The sequence below is a fragment of the Bacteroides sp. MSK.18.37 genome (assembly GCF_019129155.2).
Lineage (GTDB): Bacteria > Bacteroidota > Bacteroidia > Bacteroidales > Bacteroidaceae > Bacteroides > Bacteroides ovatus.
Genome location: NZ_JAHOIB020000001.1, coordinates 3760497 through 3778464, shown reverse-complemented (window position 1 = coordinate 3778464; position 17968 = coordinate 3760497). Strand labels below are relative to the sequence as shown.

The window sequence follows — 17968 nt, the reverse complement described above, 5'->3', positions numbered from 1 at the left end:
TTTTAAATAAAAGATCAGGTTATGAAACTTTCTGCTCTTTACCAGATTTTTCTGGATTGCCAATCAGTAACTACTGATAGCCGGAACTGCCCGGACGGTTCTTTGTTTATCGCCTTGAAAGGTGAGTCATTCAACGGTAATGCATTCGCAAAACTAGCGCTAGACTCCGGATGCGCATTTGCCATTATTGATGAAGCCGAATATGCCGTAGAAGGTGATAAACGATATATACTTGTAGACAACTGCTTGCAGACAATGCAGCAACTTGCCAACTATCATCGCCGCCAACTCGGAACGCGTGTGATCGGTATTACGGGCACTAATGGGAAAACGACCACCAAAGAATTAATTTCCAGTGTTCTCTGCCAAGCCCATAACGTGCTTTATACTTTAGGTAATCTCAACAACCACATCGGTGTACCGACCACCCTATTGCGTTTGAAACCGGAGCATGACCTTGCTGTCATAGAGATGGGTGCCAATCATCCGGGAGAAATCAAGTTTCTTTGTGAAATAGCCGAACCGGATTATGGTATTATCACCAATGTAGGTAAAGCTCACTTGGAAGGATTCGGTTCTTTCGAAGGGGTGATTAAGACTAAAGGAGAGTTATATGATTTCCTCCGTAAGAAAGATGCCATCACCTTTATTCATCACGATAACGCTTATTTGATGAATATCGCGCAGGGATTGAACCTGATTTCTTATGGAACTAAAGATGATCTCTATGTCAACGGACAGATTACTGACAATTCGCCTTATCTCGCTTTCGAATGGAAAGCCGGTAAGGACGGTGAACGCCATCAGGTTCGCACACAGTTGATCGGAGAATATAATTTCCCGAATGCCCTGGCTGCCATCACTATCGGACGTTTCTTCGGAGTGGAAGCGAAGAAGATTGATGAGGCTCTGGCAAGCTATACGCCACAGAACAATCGCTCCCAACTTAAAAAGACAGAAGATAACACGCTTATCATCGACGCATATAATGCAAATCCAACCAGCATGATGGCTGCTTTGCAAAACTTCCGGAACATGACAGTCCCCCACAAGATGCTCATATTAGGAGATATGCGCGAACTGGGTGCTGAAAGCCCGGCCGAACATCAGAAAATCGTTGACTACATAAAAGAAAGTGGTTTTGAGAAAGTATGGCTCGTAGGAGAACTGTTTGCCGCAAGCGAACATTCTTTCAAAACGTACGCCAATGCGCAGGAAGTTATAAAGGACCTGCAAGCTGACAAACCCAAAGGGTATACCATTCTTATCAAAGGCTCTAACGGAATCAAACTTAGCTCAACGGTAGAGTATTTGTAAACGGAAAAATAAACTAGTGAACAGTAAATGATAAACGGTGAATATTGGATGCAACCATTATTCACCGTTTCTATTTTTCATTCACTGCTTATTCATCATTCTGGGGCGTACGACATAATAGGCTATTAAACTAGCCAGAATCGCTCCCGTAGTATTAGCTGCAAAGTCCAACCAGTCTCCACCCCGGTAAGTAGTGCAATATTCCTGCAGTAATTCCACACAACCACTAAAAAGTATAGGGCAAAGGAATGCGCCTACCCATGCATGCCACATCGGAGCATTGTCTCTGCGATGTGCACGCAAAAATTCCAGCCACAGCATTCCCGACATACCAAAATACATACAAACATGAACCAGTTTGTCGAGGTTGGGAATTTCATCTAAATCCGTCTTAGGCGGTTTAAAGAACGACAGATAAATCACTGTCAGAATGATAAAAAGCGAGATCGGATATTTCTTAATATAAGATAGCATATCTAAATAATATTACAATTTTCGTGCAAATATAAGTATCATTTTCTATATTTGCGCTCTAATACGTATATTTTATAACGATTTGTAAGATAAAACAAGATTTATGGCAAAAAATGATAGAGCAAACTTCGGCAGTAAATTAGGAGTCATACTCGCTTCTGCCGGCTCTGCAGTCGGATTGGGTAATATATGGAGGTTTCCCTATGAAACAGGAAACCATGGAGGCGCTGCTTTTATATTGATCTATTTAGGCTGCATTCTTCTTCTGGGATTGCCTATTATGATTGCCGAGTTCCTGATAGGACGCCGTTCGAGAGCTAACACAGCGAGAGCATATCAGAAATTAGCACCTGGAACACATTGGCGTTGGGTAGGACGCATGGGAGTATTGGCAGGCTTCCTGATACTTAGTTATTATGCTGTAGTAGCAGGATGGACACTCGAATATATTTTTGAAGCTGCTACTAATGGCTTTGCCGGAAAAACCTCCGGAGAGTTCATATCCTCTTTTCAACAATTCTCCAGCAGCCCATGGAGACCGGTTGTATGGTTGGTGGCATTCTTGTTGATTACTCATTTCATCATTGTGAAAGGGGTAGAAAAAGGAATCGAAAAGTCCTCCAAGATCATGATGCCTACCTTGTTTATCATTATCCTCATACTGGTTGTTTGCTCGGTCACTCTGCCGGGAGCCGGTGCAGGTATCGAATTCCTGCTCAAGCCCGACTTTAGCAAAGTGGACGGAAATGTATTTTTGAGTGCCATGGGACAGGCGTTCTTCTCATTGAGTTTGGGAATGGGATGCCTTTGCACGTACGCCTCCTATTTCAGCAAAGAAACCAACCTGACTAAAACAGCTTTCAGCGTAGGAATCATTGATACCTTTGTGGCGATACTAGCCGGATTTATCATTTTCCCGGCAGCTTTTTCCGTAGGCATACAACCTGATTCTGGTCCGAGTCTGATCTTTATCACCCTGCCTAATGTATTCCAACAGGCATTTAGCGGAGTTCCCATACTGGCATATATATTCTCTGTCATGTTCTACGCGTTGTTGGCAATGGCTGCTTTAACTTCTACTATTTCCTTGCACGAAGTAGTAACCGCTTATTTACATGAGGAGTTCAACCTCTCCCGTGGAAAAGCAGCAAGGTTAGTCACCGGCGGTTGTGTCTTCCTCGGAATATTCTGTTCATTATCACTGGGAGTCATGAAAGGATTTACCGTTTTCGGACTAGGCATGTTCGACCTCTTCGACTTTGTTACAGCTAAAATCATGTTACCACTAGGCGGATTGTGCATCTCCCTCTTTACCGGATGGTATCTGGACAAGAAGATTGTATGGTCGGAGATTACCAATGACGGTTCATTAAAGGTACCGGTATACAAACTCATTATCTTTATATTAAAATATATGGCACCAATCGCCATCTCACTGATATTTATCAATGAACTGGGATTAATCAAGCTATAATGTGGAAAGACTTCCTTTATTATACTAAAACTGAACGACAAGGCATTATCGTCCTTGTCGTTCTTATTTTAGGAGTATATGCCGCCCCTAAACTCTTCTCCTTTTTCACACACGCTGAAGATACCGACTGCAGAGAGAACGAGAAGTTCGATAAGGAATACAACGACTTTATTTCCTCCCTCCGGGAAACCCAACCTCACCAAAAGTCCGGTCATTCTTTTCAATCATCCCCTCAAAGGGAAATCAAACTTGCGGTGTTCGATCCGAACATCGCAGACTCTACTACTTTTCTTTCGCTTGGGTTACCATCCTGGATGATAAAGAATATCCTGCACTATCGCTATAAACAAGGTAAATTCCGCCACCCGGAAGATTTCCGAAAGATATATGGACTCACGGAAGAACAATACCAGACTCTTCGTCCTTATATACAAATTACAGAAGATTTCAGTTCGACAAATAAAGACACGGTACGATTGTTAACCACACCAAGCATACAACGGGACACCCTTGTGAAATATCTCCCGGGAACTATCATCAGCCTCAACTCCGCAGATACCACCGAACTGAAGAAGATTCCGGGAATCGGAAGCAGCATTGCCCGGATGATTGTGAATTACCGCGAACGGCTGGGAGGCTTTTTCCGAATAGAGCAGTTACAGGAGATTCATCTAAAGGCAGAGAAACTCCGTCCGTGGTTTTCCATTGACACCCATCAGACACGCCGCATCAATGTAAATAAAGCCGGTATGGAACGAATGATGCATCATCCATACATAAACTACTACCAAGCAAAGGTTATCATAGAATATCGGAAAAAGAAAGGATTCTTAAAAAGTCTGAAGCAATTATCTCTCTATGAGGAGTTCACTCCTATTGATCTTGAACGGCTAGAGCCCTACATTTGTTATAATTAATAAAAAAAAGATGCATTCCTATCACACCAGACAAGAATGCATCACACACAAACAAAACAAACACTCTACTATCATCTTCACAGACTTCCGTAGAGAAGCGACTATAAATATATAGCTAAAAGATAGAACACTTGCAAGGCTCTACCTTTTTGGTATACATTTTTAGAAATTAGGTTCTCTAATTAATCTTTTTTAATCATACCATCCACTATATGAACGGTCCGGTCCGTAATTTTGGCAAGCCCCTCGTCATGCGTCACAATGACAAAAGTCTGCCCCAGCCGGTCTCTCAAATCGAAGAACAGTTGATGTAAATCTTCTTTATTATGTGTATCCAGACTACCGGATGGTTCGTCTGCCAGAATAACTGCCGGATCGTTGATTAAAGCCCTCGCTACCGCCACCCGTTGTTTCTCGCCTCCCGACAATTCATTCGGTTTATGAGAAGCCCTGTCAACCAGTCCCATAAAATCCAGAATCTTCATAGCGCGTTCGTGCGCCTCCTTCGAAGATACCCCGGCGATTAAAGCGGGAATCATCACATTTTCCAATGCCGTGAACTCCGGCAGTAGTTGGTGAAACTGGAAAACAAAACCAATATTCTTATTACGAAATGCAGATAGTTCTTTCTCCTTCATCCGACTCACCACTGTTCCGTCAATCTGTACCACACCTGCGTCCGGTTCATCTAAAGTGCCCATTATCTGCAATAACGTAGTTTTACCCGCACCGCTCGGGCCTACAATACTAATAATTTCTCCTTTGTTGATTTCCAGATCAATGCCTTTCAACACCTGTAATGAGCCGAAACTCTTCGTAATCCCTTCTAGTTTTATCATAATAGCCTTATAATCGTTTAATGACATATTCAGCCAGATAACACCCAAACACGGCCGGCATATAACTAACTGTTCCACATGTCGATTTCTTATTCTGTTCATCCTCCGTCAGCAATACCGCTTTCGGATCGGCTTGCTCCGTACTGAATACCACCGGAAGTTTCCGTTTCATTCCCATCTTCTGCAAACGCTTTCGCACAGCCTTACTCAAACCGCAATGATACGTCTCCCAAAGATCGGCAAAACGAACTTGGGTGATGTCACTCTTCGCTCCTGCTCCCATACTGGAAACAATCTTTATACGACGTTTCATCGCTTCATAAATCAGAAAGCATTTCGGACTGATCGTATCAATAGCATCTACTATAAAATCATATTTATCGGCATCCAGCAGTTCCGGTATATTTTCATCCTTCAGGTAAACAGGAAGGACAGTCAGCTCAATCGCCGGATTTATATCTTTATAACGGGCTGCCAACACTTCCGCTTTCGTCCTCCCCAGCGTGGAATGCATGGCCGGCAACTGACGATTCATATTAGTAGGCTGCACTGTATCGGCATCTACAATCGTCATCCGCCCGACACCTGCACGGCAAATCATCTCGGCGGCATAAGCACCTACTCCACCCAGTCCCACGACCAATACGTGCGCGTTCCGGATGCGTTCCATCTTTTCCTCTCCTAACAGGAGTTCCGTTCTCTGTTGCCAGTCGTATCTTTCCATTAGTTTTTCTTTAACCATTTATAGAACCATTTGCCGACCTTCTCATAATGTTGAGACTCATTATGTCCACGAGGATCGGAGAATGACACAATTTCCTGCGGTTCGCCAAACTGGTCGGGATACAGGATTATCAAACTATTATTAGAGAAATATTTTCCTAATTGTGCCGGGAGACGTTCAAAAGAGGGATCATAAGAGATAGATCCGCGACGGGCAGAGATAACTGCCAATAAATGGTCATAATTCACCTGCCCTGTCAACAGCAAGAGATCCTCCCACTCCTCCAATATGGAGAATTCCGTCGGAGTACCTGCATGTCGCTTTTTCACAAGTTGCTGAACACGCATCAATGTACGCTCATTGGCAAAAAAATGCACCCGACAGCCCAGGATACTTCCCATACGGCAGAAATGTTCCACCCACTTTGAGAAACCCGATTCATATTCAGCTTTTGGCGGAACGGCAATATTAATTCGGCGCAGGGTGTTAACCGGCATCAGGAATTTGGCAATCATCACTTCACGATGCGTACCTTTCAACAGACTTTCGGCCAGATGTCCGAAGAAAGAGTCGACAATATTTGCTTTCCGGTGCAGACCGATCACAATATCCGTAGCTTCATACTCCTTGATTGTATGGATAATCCCCGAAGCAATATTCAAGTCATAGCGACTCACCATCGTAACAGGCACATCAGCGGCAGCGGCAATCATAGCCGCCTTCTCCAGATTACGTTTACCCTGCTGCTCTTTCTTCTCCGAACTATTATTGTCATTGATAACGTTCAATGCCACCAATGCATTTTTCTGCTTAGCATCCTTTATTACTAAAGCCAGATTAATCAAATCTTCAATCGTCTCCGGGTTAGCCACCGGAATCAAGATTTGTTCCGTATTTACTTTCTTAGCTTCTTCTTCCGCCTGCACATTTTCATCCAGAGCAAAACGACGTGCCGAACGTTCGGTTACCAAAGAACTGATGACACAAGTGAAAAGTATCATCACTACCGTACCGTTCAATACATCATCATTCAGCAACCGTTCTCCATTCTCCATAATGATTTCATGACCGATCAACACTGCTGCCAGTGTAGCTGCGGCCTGCGCATTACTTAAACCGAATATCATGCTCCGTTCATTCGACTGCATCCGATAGATCTTTTGTGTGATCCAGGCAGCCAGCCATTTACTAAAGGTTGCCACCACTGTCATCACAATAGCCACTTTCAATGCTTCACCTCCGGTAAACAGGCTTCTTACATCAATAATCATTCCGACACCAATCAGAAAATAGGGAATAAACAGTGCATTTCCCACAAATTCCAACCGGTTCATCAAAGGAGATACATGAGGAATCAGGCGATTCAATACCAAGCCCGCCAGGAAAGCTCCTAAGATTCCTTCCATTCCTACAAATTCCATCAATCCTCCTCCGAGGAAAACCATCGCCAGCACAAACACAAACTGCATCACGCTGTCATCGTACTTCCGGAAGAACCAGCGTCCGATACGGGGGAAAAAGAATACAATCAGGAATCCGAGGAAAGCCACTTTTGCCACAAGAAATACCCAGAACCAGCCATCGACAGTCCCCTTAAACATGCCTCCTATGACGGCAAGAATAATCAAAGCAAGGGTGACGGTGACAGCAGTACCACCAATGGTGATATTGACACTGCGCAAACGAGACAATCCGTAACGGCTAATAATAGGATAAGCAATTAAGGTATGGGAAGCATACATACTTGCCAACAGCACCGCCGTGAGAAAACCATATCCCAGCATACTCATACTACTCCATATTCCCAACGCCATAGGAATCAGAAAAGTGAGCCAGCCGAACACGAAACTTTTCGTCCGGTTCTTCTTAAAGTCCTCCATATCCATCTCAAGACCGGCAAGGAACATGATGTAATAGAGTCCTACTTTACCAAACAGTTCAAAACTACTGTCGCGGTCGAGCACATGAAAACCGTGTTCGCCAATCAGCACACCCGCCAGAATCATGCCTATAATATGAGGTATATGGAGACGCCCCAAAATCATCGGAGCAAAAAGAATGATAATTAGTACCAAAAAGAACACCCAGGTCGGATCAGAAATCGGCAGCGTTAAATTGAGATCAAACAGGTTCATAGGCTGTGTTTTTTAGGAATTTTCTGCAAAGGAACAAAAAAGTTTGCAGAATCCAATGAATGTCTAATGGTCATTTCACTCCAATAACCACGTCCAACTATACGGAAGCATGAGTAATCCGCCGAAAAACTGAAATATTTCTCTCAAAATCGATGTTTATATGCTAAATTGTTATAATTTTGCAGCCAAATCTTTTCTATTCGACAGGATAAGGAGAGAAATTCAATATTCACAATTTAACAAAAGAAAAAGATGAAAGTAGCTATTGTTGGCGTAAGCGGAGCCGTAGGACAAGAGTTCCTGCGCGTGCTCGATGAGAGAAACTTCCCGATGGACGAGTTAGTTTTGTTCGGTTCTAAACGTAGTGCCGGAACAACATATACTTTCCGCGGTAAACAGATCGAGGTGAAACTCTTACAACACAACGATGACTTTAAAGGGGTAGACATTGCTTTCACTTCTGCCGGTGCAGGAACATCTAAGGAGTTCGAGAAAACAATTACCAAGTATGGTGCTGTGATGATCGACAACTCCAGCGCTTTCCGTATGGATGCCGATGTGCCTTTGGTGGTGCCTGAAGTAAATGCAGAGGATGCATTGGAACGTCCGCGCGGCGTTATCGCCAACCCTAATTGTACGACTATCCAGATGGTAGTTGCACTGAAAGCCATCGAAAAGCTTTCTCATATAAAAACCGTGCACGTGTCTACCTATCAGGCAGCAAGTGGTGCGGGTGCCGCTGCCATGGACGAATTGTACGAACAATATCGTCAGGTATTGGCAAACGAACCTGTGACTGTAGAGAAGTTTGCCTATCAGTTGGCTTTCAACCTGATTCCGCAGATCGACGTGTTTACAGAAAACGGTTATACGAAAGAAGAGATGAAGATGTATAATGAAACACGCAAGATCATGCATTCTGACGTAAAAGTTAGCGCAACTTGCGTACGTGTTCCTGCATTACGTGCTCACTCTGAAAGTATTTGGGTAGAAACTGAACGTCCGATTTCCGTAGAAGAGGCTCGTGAAGCATTCGCTAACGGTGAAGGTCTGGTTCTGCAGGACAATCCTGCCGAAAAAGAATACCCGATGCCGCTGTTCCTGGCAGGTAAAGATCCGGTATACGTAGGCCGTATCCGCAAAGACCTGACAAACGAAAACGGATTGACTTTCTGGATTGTAGGTGACCAGATCAAGAAAGGCGCTGCACTGAATGCTGTGCAGATTGCCGAATATCTGATTAAAGTAAAAAATATCTAATACAATAGACTGGATATAATATCCGGTCAATGATAGATAAGCCAAATAAATCAACCGGTTTGCAATGTGATAGTAATCGCAATGCAAGCCGGTTTTTTATTCTCCAAGCTGCAATTAGAGGGAAAATACCTATTCGTAGGTAACGAGTCACTAGTTATAGGTATCAGGATTTGCCAAAATAACTATTTATAGCGATTGATACAAACTCGTTTTTTATCGAATTTTGCGCAAAACTTATCTATGAAGTATTGTCTTTTTAATATAGCATTCTGGGGGCTACTATTTTTCAATTTATTTGAGGCCGCAGCTAATTCAAACATCTATACAATCTCGGGACGTGTGACCGAGGCAAAAACGAATTCTCCCCTGCCTGGTACTTCTATTCTCATTAAAGGTACCTATTTGTGGGCCGTATCCAATCAGAAAGGAGAATTTACGATACAAGGAGTACAGGAAGGGAAATATAATCTGGAGGTTTCTTTTTTGGGTTATGTACCGGCAACAATTCCCGTAAATGTGCGCAGCAATATCAATAACCTTCCTATCATACTCAAAGAAAATACACTTGCACTGGATGATGTAGTCGTTACTGCACAAGCACCTAAAAATGAATTAAACACGACGCTCACCATCGGAAATCATGCATTGGAGCATCTACAGGTATCCAACGTGAGCGATATCTCCGCTCTCCTTCCGGGAGGAAAGACTAAAGTGCCGGATCTTACCGCCAATAATATCTTCTCATTACGCGACGGAGGGTCAACAGCCGGCAATGCCGCATTTGGAACAGCCGTAGAAGTGGATGGAGTTCGTATTGGAAACAATGGTTCGTTTGGCAATATGAGCGGAGTGGATACCCGGAATATCACTGTTGCAGATATTGAATCGGTGGAAGTCATCACCGGAGTGCCTTCGGCAGAATATGGAGACTTGAATAGTGGTATGGTCAAGATTCACACCCGGAAAGGGAAAACACCCTGGAACATATTGCTGTCTATCAATCCTCGCACCGAACAGGTTTCATTTGCTAAAGGATTGGATTTAGGAAACGATAAAGGAGTCATCAACATAAACGGTGAGTGGACCAAGGCTACTCAAAAGTTGGTATCTCCCTATTCTTCTTATACAAGAAGAGGATTCTCTGCCGGATATAGCAACACGTTCCGCAACGTATTAAGATTCGACATCGGTGTTACAGGCAATATCGGAGGAATGAATACCAAAGATGATCCTGATGCCTATTCGGGAGAATACAACAAAGTGAGAGATAACGTATTCCGGACAAACACTTCACTGGCCTGGCTGCTCAACAAATCGTGGATAACCAACCTTAAGTTCGACGCATCAATATACTACAATGATAACAACTCCCACGCGCATACGTTCTACTCCTATGCATCGGAGCAACCGGCTGTCCATGCCACGGAGGAAGGATATTTTATGGCAAACAAACTGCCATATACTTACTTTGCCGACCAAATCATCGACTCCAAAGAACTGGATTATGCCGCATCGTTAAAATATGAATGGAACAGACGGTTTAAGACTGTAAACAGCAACCTGAAAGCGGGTGTTCAATGGAAAGCAACAGGCAATGTGGGTGAAGGAGAATATTACAAAGACCCGTCATTGGCTCCGAACGGTTATCGTCCCCGTCCTTACACTACTTATCCATATATGCATAATGTTTCGCTTTATGCAGAAGAAAGTCTGTCATTTCCTGTGGGAAATACCATGCTTAGACTGATGGCAGGGGTGCGTTGGGAACATTTGTTTATCAAGGGAACGAAATATAAAAATCTGAATACTCTATCTCCGCGTTTCAATGCCAGATGGCAGTTGAACGAATATATCGCTATCCGTGGCGGCTGGGGAATTACCGAAAAGCTGCCCTCTTTCTACACCTTGTATCCCAAACAGGAATATCGGGACATACAGACCTTCGGCTTTTCCTATAATAAGATTGAATCATCTTATATATATTATAGTCAGCCCTACACGTTATTGCACAATGAAAACCTACGCTGGCAACGGAATCAGAACGCAGAAATCGGTCTGGACGTCAACATTGCCCGTACCAGAATTTCATTAGTCGGTTATTTCAACCGTACCAAGCTGCCGTATAAATACGCAAGTACTTATACTCCGTTCTCCTATGATGTGCTCCAATTGCCGGATGGATTCACTATGCCGACTAACCCGCAAATCAATGTAGATAACCAGACAGGGATGGTTTACATACGCGACAATGCATCCAGTTACTGGACTCCTATGGATGTCAAAGTGACCGACCAGACTTTTGTAAAGTCAACTTCTCCCGACAATGGAATGGACGTGATTCGTCGCGGAGCGGAAATGATTGTTGATTTCCCGGAAATTACTCCGATTCGCACGCAATTCCGGGTAGATGCCGCTTATACTTATACGAAATACATCGACAACTCTTTATCGTATTATTATCAGAATGGATGGTCGCACACCAGTCTTGCCAATCGTTCTTACCAATATGTAGGTATCTACGCCAACGGCGACAACTTATCGACTACTGCCAACGGCAAGCGTACCCACTCGCTGGATGCCAATATCACAGCCATCACCCGTATTCCGAAAGCCAGACTGATTATCTCGTGCCGACTGGAAGCTTCGCTTGTGAAGCGTTCGCAGAACATCTCCGAGTATCAAGGAAAAGAATATGCTTTCAATGTGAGCGAAAGCAGTAATACCCAAACCGGGGGAAGTATCTATGACGGTAACTCTTATACCGCTATCTGGCCGGTAGCATACCTCGACCTGAATAATGAGATGCATCCTTTCACATCAGCGGAAGCCGCGAATCCGGAATTCTCCTACCTGATACGCAAATCGGGCAATGCCTATACATTTGCAGCAGACGGATATGATCCTTATTTTTCTGCCAATATCAATATCACCAAAGAGATTGGAGACTATGTATCTCTTTCTCTCAATGCGATTAATTTCACCAACTCACGGCCTTATGTAAAATCTCATGCAACGGGTGTAAGCGCTCTCTTCACCCCGGATTTCTATTATGGACTTACTTGCCGTATCAAATTCTAACTATATGAAACAATTCATCTACATATTATTACTAACAGTGACTGGCATCTTTGCGGGATGCACAGATATCGATAAAGAGAATCCGTATGACAACCAGTTGCACAGCCTGCAGGTTACTGCCGTATATCCGGACGGATACACGGATCATCTCCGGGAAGGAGTGACCGTAAAGATTGAAGATGTCGACCGTGGAAATTCTTACAAGGCTAAAACCGACAAGAATGGAGTGGCGCAATTCTCTTTGACCAAAGGTATATACCGCGTACAAGTCAGCGACAAAGGCGGAAAGGATATTTTCAACGGATTAGCTGATAATGTCAAACTAACCAGCGGAGACATATCTCTTAATCTCCCACTCATTCATTCCAAGGCCGGGACGATCATTATTAAAGAGATTTACTGCGGAGGATGCACAAAGTTACCGCTGGAAGGAAATTATCAATCCGACAAGTACATTATCCTGCATAATAACGACTCGGAAGTGCAATATCTGGATAGTTTATGCTTCGGAGCACTCGACCCTTACAATTCACAAGCCACTAATGTATGGGTGACACAGGATGAAGCAACCGGAGCAACTATCTTCAAGGACTTTGCTCCCATCGTTCAGTGTATCTGGCAATTTGGCGGTACCGGTAAAACGTTCCCGCTTCAGCCGGGAGAAGATGCAGTGATTGCCATCAACGGAGCGGTTGACCATGCGGCACAATATCCGCAATCTGTCAACCTGAACAAACCCGGATATTTTGTATGCTATAATAATGTTTATTTTCCGAACACACAGTATCATCCGGCTCCGGGCGACCAGATCACACCGGATCATTACCTGAACGTAGTGTTGAAGACTGGTCAGGCGAACGCCTATTCATTCTCGATATTTTCTCCTGCCGCGGTTATTTTTAAAGCCAAGGATACCACGATACAGGACTTCGTTCTAAAAGAGGGAAGCGTCATACAAAAACCGGGAAGCACTACGGATCAGGTGATAGCGATACCACTTGACTGGGTGATTGATGGCACGGAAGTATATTATGGCGGTTCTTCCAACAATAAAAAGCGTATTTCTCCATCCATCGATGCGGGATATGTCACTCAAAGTGCCACATACAACGGACGCAGTTTATACCGTCATGTGGATGAAGAAGCGACACAGGAAGCGGGTTACGAAGTACTGGTAGATACAAACAACTCTTCTACCGATTTTTATGAACGGGAAAAACAATCTTTGCATGAGTGAGATGAAGAAAATATATATAACAGGCCTTTGGATCCTATGTCTGACATCCGGAGTTTCGGCGCAGACTTATGACATCATCGAACGGCGTAACTCCTGGAATGCCGGGACAAATGTCACAGGTATCATGATGGACAGTATTTCTGCTTCCTATGCCGAACTGTACGGAAAGAATAACCACGGTGATTTCCACAACTATTACGAAGCAAAAGAAGCATGGAGTGCCGGAGCGGTAGCAAAGTCCATCACTCATCTGAAAGGCTATTCACTGACGGGTTCATTCTCATTCGATCATACTTCAGGCAAGGATATGAGCGGTTCGATGTTTATCCACCCAGGATTTTATCCCGTAGACCTCCTGGAGTTCACACCCGGACGTAAAGACTTGCAAACTTACACTTTCATGGGTGGTATTGCAACTGATATTTCACCCAACTGGCGATTAGGAGGAAAGATAGACTTTGCCGCTTCCAACTATTCCAAACGAAAGGACTTGCGGCATACCAATTACCGACTGGATTTGAAAATAGCCCCCAGCGTCATGTATCATTCGGGAGATATGGCGATCGGCTTTTCCTATATTCTCGGTAAAAACAGTGAATCAGTGAAAGCAGAAGTCATCGGTACAGCCGAAAACTCTTACAATGCTTTTCTGGATAAAGGACTTATGTATGGAGCTTACGAGGCATGGGACGGGAGTGGAATCCATCTTAGTGAATCGGGTGTCAACGGTTTCCCCATCAAAGAATTGTCGAACGGGGGAGCCTTGCAACTTCAATGGAAAGGATTTTACGGAGATGCTGAATACACGTATTCTTCAGGTTCTGCCGGTGAAAGAGATGCTATCTGGTTTAAATTTCCAACCCACCGAATTACCTCCCATTTGAGTTATCATTTCAAACAGGAAAAGAAAGAGCATTTTCTGCGACTGAACTTGCAATGGTCACATCTGGTCAACAACGAAAATGTGATAACCAAAGAAACTGTGAACGGGATAACGACCACTCACGTACACGGTTCCAATCGTATTTTTGAGCAGGATGTTTTCTCCGTCCATCCCGAATATGAATTGATTAGTCCCCGCACGGAACTTCGCCTGGGAACGAATATATCAACATTCAGACGACTGACCACACAGATGTATCCTTATGTGGTTTCGGAAAAGATGATTTGTAGCCAGACTTATATCTCCAGCGTATTTCATCTGGGGAAACTCGACCTGAAAGCGGCTGCATCCTTTGCCATAGGAAACTTTACCGAGAAAAACAGGACTACGGCAACAGATACGGAACCGGGTGATCCGCCTTATCGGCTGACTGATTATTACAATCTGAAAAATGAATATGCAACCGCCCCACAAGCGACATTTCATCTCGGATTGCGCTATCATTTCAACTATGGAATTTATGCGGAAGTACAGGGTAGTTATACGCACGGTTTCAACCTGCAATATATAGATGGTTCGAACCGTTGGAACGAGACTATCAAATTAGGATATACTTTTTGAGAACAATGAATATAAATAAACTAAATTATTAAGCAATGAAAAAGAGTTTGACATTTATCTTCGCAGCAGCGCTTTTGGTCTCTTGTCAGCAGGAAGAGAACGAAGCTACGACTCCTGCAAACAGTCGCATTACTATCTCTCCCATTATTACACGTGCTACGGAAGTTAACTTTGAAACCGGAGATAAAATCGGTGTTACAATCACCCAAAACGGTGACTTCGTATATGCAGAGAATAAACAGATGACATACAATGACGGAGTATTTGCAGGCGATTTACTCTGGTACCCGGAAGGAAATGACAAATCGCAAATAGTAGCCTATTATCCCTATAAAGAGAGTAATACTCCGGCTTCATTTACTGTTGAAACCGATCAGACTAGTGGATATGGAGCGTCAGATTTTATGGCAGCAAAGAAATCGGATGTACTTCCGACTACCAACGTTATAAGCATGAACTTCAAACACATGTTTACTAAATTAGTGATTAATGTAACAAAGGAAGTAGAAGCTAACATCTCGTCTATCGCATTGAAAGGTTCCATCCCGACTGCAACTCTTGATTTGAGTGCTCTCACAGTGACTGCTGATGCAAACGCCTCCGCAACAAGCATTGTTGCACAAGCCGTTAAAGCGAATGAGACATACCGCGCCATTATCGTTCCCCAAACAGTAGCCTTGACGCTTGAAGTAGCAACATCTGACGGCAAGACCTTGTCACAGAAGCTCACATCTACCACTTTGGCACAAGGAGGACAATACAGTGTGAACATTCGCGTGTTACCTGACGATATAGAAGTCAAACTTAGTGGTGACATTGAAAACTGGACAGATGAGGGTGAAATTGGAGCTGATAATGAGATTCCTTTCGAGGAACATCTCGATCAGAACTATTTCCTGTATGATAATGTAAAATATAAGACTGTAACTCTCTCAAACGGTACGACATGGATGGCTGAACCGCTTATTTATTTACCGAAAGGGTATACTCCTTCAAGTGATCCAACTGCTGATAGCCATGTTTGGTATCCGTATGAAATCACAGCCGACGGTGCAACCGTAGCTACAACAAAAGAAAGTGCCATAAAAGAATTAGGTTATCTATATGATTTCCAGGCTGCACTGGGTGGTAAAGAAATTACTGATAGTAATCTGACCTCCTTTGAAGGAGCACAAGGAATCTGCCCGAAAGGATGGCACATACCGACACGTCTGGAGTACTTTAATCTGGTAGGAAAAACAACGAATGATGCCGACGGCAAGGTACCGGCTGATGGTGATAAAGCTCTTTTTTATGATACAGCTTATGATGGAGCCAAAATATCATCACTGATGGATGCAGGATTCAATTACCAATTCTCCGGTGTTCGTATGGCAACAAGTCTTACAGGCGCCGGCAGCTACCAAAAAACTGCAATAGCAGATGACGCCAAGATTCAAGCTGCGTGGCATGGAAAACCGGCAATGAATTATCTCATGACTTCGACCGCCTACAAGCCCATATACAATAGTACCAGCGGCCTACTAACCAATATACAGTTCTTTGGATTAATGAGTACAATCAATGCAACCAAGTATCCGGAAGGCAGATTATCATTATCTTATGTTAGCATTAAAGCCGGTATGCAAGTTCGTTGCATAAGGGATCAAGCCGGCAACTAAAAGACTAATATTTGTTTCATGCCTTGAAACCTTTAGTTTCTCGGTGAGAAACCAACAGTTTCAAGGTTTGAAACTACCAGTTTCACACTGGGAAACTAAAAGTTTCAAGTAAGGCTACCCCCCTCGCCCGTAAGGCGAACTACGATAAGCTATAAACAAACGAAAAACAGATTACAAACTATATAAAAACGAAGCAATAACAATGAAAACAAAAAAGCTAACAATCGCAATTGCCATCGTGGCAATGACTTTTATCGGAACTTCATGTGGTAACAAACAACAGAAAAGCGCATCAGAAGCGACTACAGAACAGTCTGCATCTTCCGCCTTGGAAATTGATTCTCTTCTTGCCAATGCCGAAAGCCTTGCAGGACAAGAAGTGACCATTGAAGGCGTCTGCACACATACCTGCAAACATGGCGCAAAGAAAATCTTCCTGATGGGTAGCGACGATACCCAAGTGATCCGTGTAGAAGCGGGCACTTTGGGAGCATTCGATCCTAAATGCGTGAACTCCATCGTTCGTGTTACCGGAACACTGAAAGAACAACGCATTGACGAAGCCTACCTCCAGAACTGGGAAGCACAACTCAAAGCACAAGCTGCCGAAAAACACGGAACCGGTGAAGCCGGATGCGATTCTGAAAAGAAAGCACGCGGCGAAACAGCCAACAGTCCCGAAGCCCGCATCGCAGACTTCCGCGCAAAAATAGCCGACCGCAAAGCAGAAACAGGAAAAGAGTATTTATCTTTCTATTTTATGGAAGCCAACTCGTATGGAGTGGAGTAGTACTGTTCGTAAATGGAGCCGGCTCATACACCGTGACCTGTCATTTTTCTTTTCCGGAATGGTATTGATATATGCCATTTCCGGAATTGTAATGAATCACCGTGATACGATTAATCCGAACTTCTCCATCACGCGGAAAGAATATAAAATAGCGGAAAAGCTACCGGACAAAGCAGGAATGAGTAAAGAGAAAGTACTTACTCTACTGGAACCTTTGGGAGAAACCGGCAACTATACCAAATTTTACTTCCCGAAAACGGACGTAATGAAAGTCTTCCTGAAAGGCGGCTCCAATCTCCTGGTAAACGTGAAGACAGGAGAAGCGGTATATGAATCCGTCACCCGCCGCCCGCTTATCGGAGCAATGTCCCGTTTACATTACAACCCGGGACAATGGTGGACTTACTTTGCTGATATTTTCGCCATCGCTCTTATTATCATTACTCTCTCCGGCATCATCATGCTGAAAGGAAATAAGGGTATTATCGGCAGAGGAGGAATTGAAGTCATTGTCGGAATCTTGATTCCCATTCTTTTCCTTTTCTTCTTTTGAATAGA

Annotated in this window: 14 protein-coding genes; 10 read left to right on the top strand and 4 right to left on the bottom strand. The window is 43.7% G+C overall.

The window, feature by feature from the left end:
- Nucleotides 1–21: 21 nt before the first annotated feature.
- The gene (locus tag KSX81_RS14710) at nt 22–1317 is read left to right on the top strand and encodes a UDP-N-acetylmuramoyl-tripeptide--D-alanyl-D-alanine ligase (RefSeq protein WP_217725419.1); all 1296 of its coding nucleotides are present in this window, start codon (nt 22–24) and stop codon (nt 1315–1317) included.
- Nucleotides 1318–1398: 81 nt separating this feature from the next.
- Here the strand turns inward: KSX81_RS14710 and KSX81_RS14705 are convergent, their stop codons facing one another.
- The gene (locus KSX81_RS14705; protein ID WP_004299714.1) at nt 1399–1791 is read right to left on the bottom strand and encodes a VanZ family protein; all 393 of its coding nucleotides are present in this window, start codon (nt 1789–1791) and stop codon (nt 1399–1401) included.
- A 103-nt stretch (nt 1792–1894) separates the two neighbouring features.
- Here KSX81_RS14705 and KSX81_RS14700 point away from each other — a divergent pair, with 103 nt between their 5' ends.
- Both KSX81_RS14700 and KSX81_RS14695 read left to right on the top strand, forming a co-directional pair.
- Nucleotides 1895–3265: a sodium-dependent transporter gene (locus KSX81_RS14700; RefSeq protein WP_004299713.1), complete on the top strand. Its 1371-nt coding sequence runs from the start codon at nt 1895–1897 to the stop codon at nt 3263–3265.
- Complete coding sequence (locus KSX81_RS14695; protein WP_004305086.1) at nt 3265–4182, top strand: helix-hairpin-helix domain-containing protein; 918 nt, start codon at nt 3265–3267, stop codon at nt 4180–4182. The genes KSX81_RS14700 and KSX81_RS14695 overlap by 1 nt, the downstream gene beginning before the upstream one ends.
- 182 nt (nt 4183–4364) lie before the next feature.
- On the opposite strand, the gene KSX81_RS14690 is transcribed toward KSX81_RS14695, so the two are convergent.
- From KSX81_RS14690 to KSX81_RS14680, 3 genes are read right to left on the bottom strand one after another with little or no spacing between them, the layout of a single operon-like run.
- Nucleotides 4365–5021, bottom strand: coding sequence for an ABC transporter ATP-binding protein (locus KSX81_RS14690; RefSeq protein ID WP_004322218.1), 657 nt, complete (start codon nt 5019–5021; stop codon nt 4365–4367).
- Between the two features lie 7 nt (nt 5022–5028).
- Nucleotides 5029–5763: a ThiF family adenylyltransferase gene (locus KSX81_RS14685; protein ID WP_032842925.1), complete on the bottom strand. Its 735-nt coding sequence runs from the start codon at nt 5761–5763 to the stop codon at nt 5029–5031.
- Nucleotides 5745–7880, bottom strand: coding sequence for a cation:proton antiporter (locus KSX81_RS14680; RefSeq protein ID WP_217725420.1), 2136 nt, complete (start codon nt 7878–7880; stop codon nt 5745–5747). Before KSX81_RS14680 ends, KSX81_RS14685 begins: the two co-directional genes overlap by 19 nt.
- Nucleotides 7881–8132: 252 nt before the next feature.
- On the opposite strand from KSX81_RS14680, the gene KSX81_RS14675 reads away from it, so the two are divergent.
- From KSX81_RS14675 to KSX81_RS14645, 7 genes are all read left to right on the top strand, one after another.
- Nucleotides 8133–9140, top strand: coding sequence for an aspartate-semialdehyde dehydrogenase (locus KSX81_RS14675; protein ID WP_004299708.1), 1008 nt, complete (start codon nt 8133–8135; stop codon nt 9138–9140).
- A gap of 240 nt (nt 9141–9380) precedes the next feature.
- Nucleotides 9381–12218: a TonB-dependent receptor gene (locus tag KSX81_RS14670; RefSeq protein ID WP_004299707.1), complete on the top strand. Its 2838-nt coding sequence runs from the start codon at nt 9381–9383 to the stop codon at nt 12216–12218.
- Nucleotides 12219–12222: 4 nt separating this feature from the next.
- Complete coding sequence (locus KSX81_RS14665) at nt 12223–13455, top strand: DUF4876 domain-containing protein (protein WP_004322223.1); 1233 nt, start codon at nt 12223–12225, stop codon at nt 13453–13455.
- Complete coding sequence (locus KSX81_RS14660) at nt 13448–14959, top strand: DUF6850 family outer membrane beta-barrel protein (protein WP_004299705.1); 1512 nt, start codon at nt 13448–13450, stop codon at nt 14957–14959. The genes KSX81_RS14665 and KSX81_RS14660 overlap by 8 nt, the downstream gene beginning before the upstream one ends.
- A 35-nt stretch (nt 14960–14994) precedes the next feature.
- Entirely contained in the window at nt 14995–16620 is a 1626-nt protein-coding gene (locus tag KSX81_RS14655) for a fimbrillin family protein (RefSeq protein ID WP_004299704.1), read from the top strand.
- Nucleotides 16621–16822: 202 nt separating this feature from the next.
- Nucleotides 16823–17410 carry a hypothetical protein gene (locus KSX81_RS14650; RefSeq protein ID WP_004299703.1) on the top strand — a complete coding sequence of 196 codons (588 nt, stop codon included), beginning with the start codon at nt 16823–16825 and terminating at the stop codon, nt 17408–17410.
- Nucleotides 17397–17963 carry a PepSY-associated TM helix domain-containing protein gene (locus KSX81_RS14645; RefSeq protein ID WP_004299702.1) on the top strand — a complete coding sequence of 189 codons (567 nt, stop codon included), beginning with the start codon at nt 17397–17399 and terminating at the stop codon, nt 17961–17963. Before KSX81_RS14650 ends, KSX81_RS14645 begins: the two co-directional genes overlap by 14 nt.
- The last annotated feature ends 5 nt before the right edge of the window (nt 17964–17968 follow it).

Excerpts from the sequence above, each read along its gene's own strand:
- KSX81_RS14710 (WP_217725419.1), top strand. The coding sequence starts at position 22 with ATGAAACTTTCTGCTCTTTACCAGATTTTTCTGGATTGCCAATCAGTA.
- KSX81_RS14705 (WP_004299714.1), bottom strand. The coding sequence starts at position 1,791 with ATGCTATCTTATATTAAGAAATATCCGATCTCGCTTTTTATCATTCTG.
- KSX81_RS14700 (WP_004299713.1), top strand. The coding sequence starts at position 1,895 with ATGGCAAAAAATGATAGAGCAAACTTCGGCAGTAAATTAGGAGTCATA.
- KSX81_RS14695 (WP_004305086.1), top strand. The coding sequence starts at position 3,265 with ATGTGGAAAGACTTCCTTTATTATACTAAAACTGAACGACAAGGCATT.
- KSX81_RS14690 (WP_004322218.1), bottom strand. The coding sequence starts at position 5,021 with ATGATAAAACTAGAAGGGATTACGAAGAGTTTCGGCTCATTACAGGTG.
- KSX81_RS14685 (WP_032842925.1), bottom strand. The coding sequence starts at position 5,763 with ATGGTTAAAGAAAAACTAATGGAAAGATACGACTGGCAACAGAGAACG.
- KSX81_RS14680 (WP_217725420.1), bottom strand. The coding sequence starts at position 7,880 with ATGAACCTGTTTGATCTCAATTTAACGCTGCCGATTTCTGATCCGACC.
- KSX81_RS14675 (WP_004299708.1), top strand. The coding sequence starts at position 8,133 with ATGAAAGTAGCTATTGTTGGCGTAAGCGGAGCCGTAGGACAAGAGTTC.
- KSX81_RS14670 (WP_004299707.1), top strand. The coding sequence starts at position 9,381 with ATGAAGTATTGTCTTTTTAATATAGCATTCTGGGGGCTACTATTTTTC.
- KSX81_RS14665 (WP_004322223.1), top strand. The coding sequence starts at position 12,223 with ATGAAACAATTCATCTACATATTATTACTAACAGTGACTGGCATCTTT.
- KSX81_RS14660 (WP_004299705.1), top strand. The coding sequence starts at position 13,448 with ATGAGTGAGATGAAGAAAATATATATAACAGGCCTTTGGATCCTATGT.
- KSX81_RS14655 (WP_004299704.1), top strand. The coding sequence starts at position 14,995 with ATGAAAAAGAGTTTGACATTTATCTTCGCAGCAGCGCTTTTGGTCTCT.
- KSX81_RS14650 (WP_004299703.1), top strand. The coding sequence starts at position 16,823 with ATGAAAACAAAAAAGCTAACAATCGCAATTGCCATCGTGGCAATGACT.
- KSX81_RS14645 (WP_004299702.1), top strand. The coding sequence starts at position 17,397 with ATGGAGTGGAGTAGTACTGTTCGTAAATGGAGCCGGCTCATACACCGT.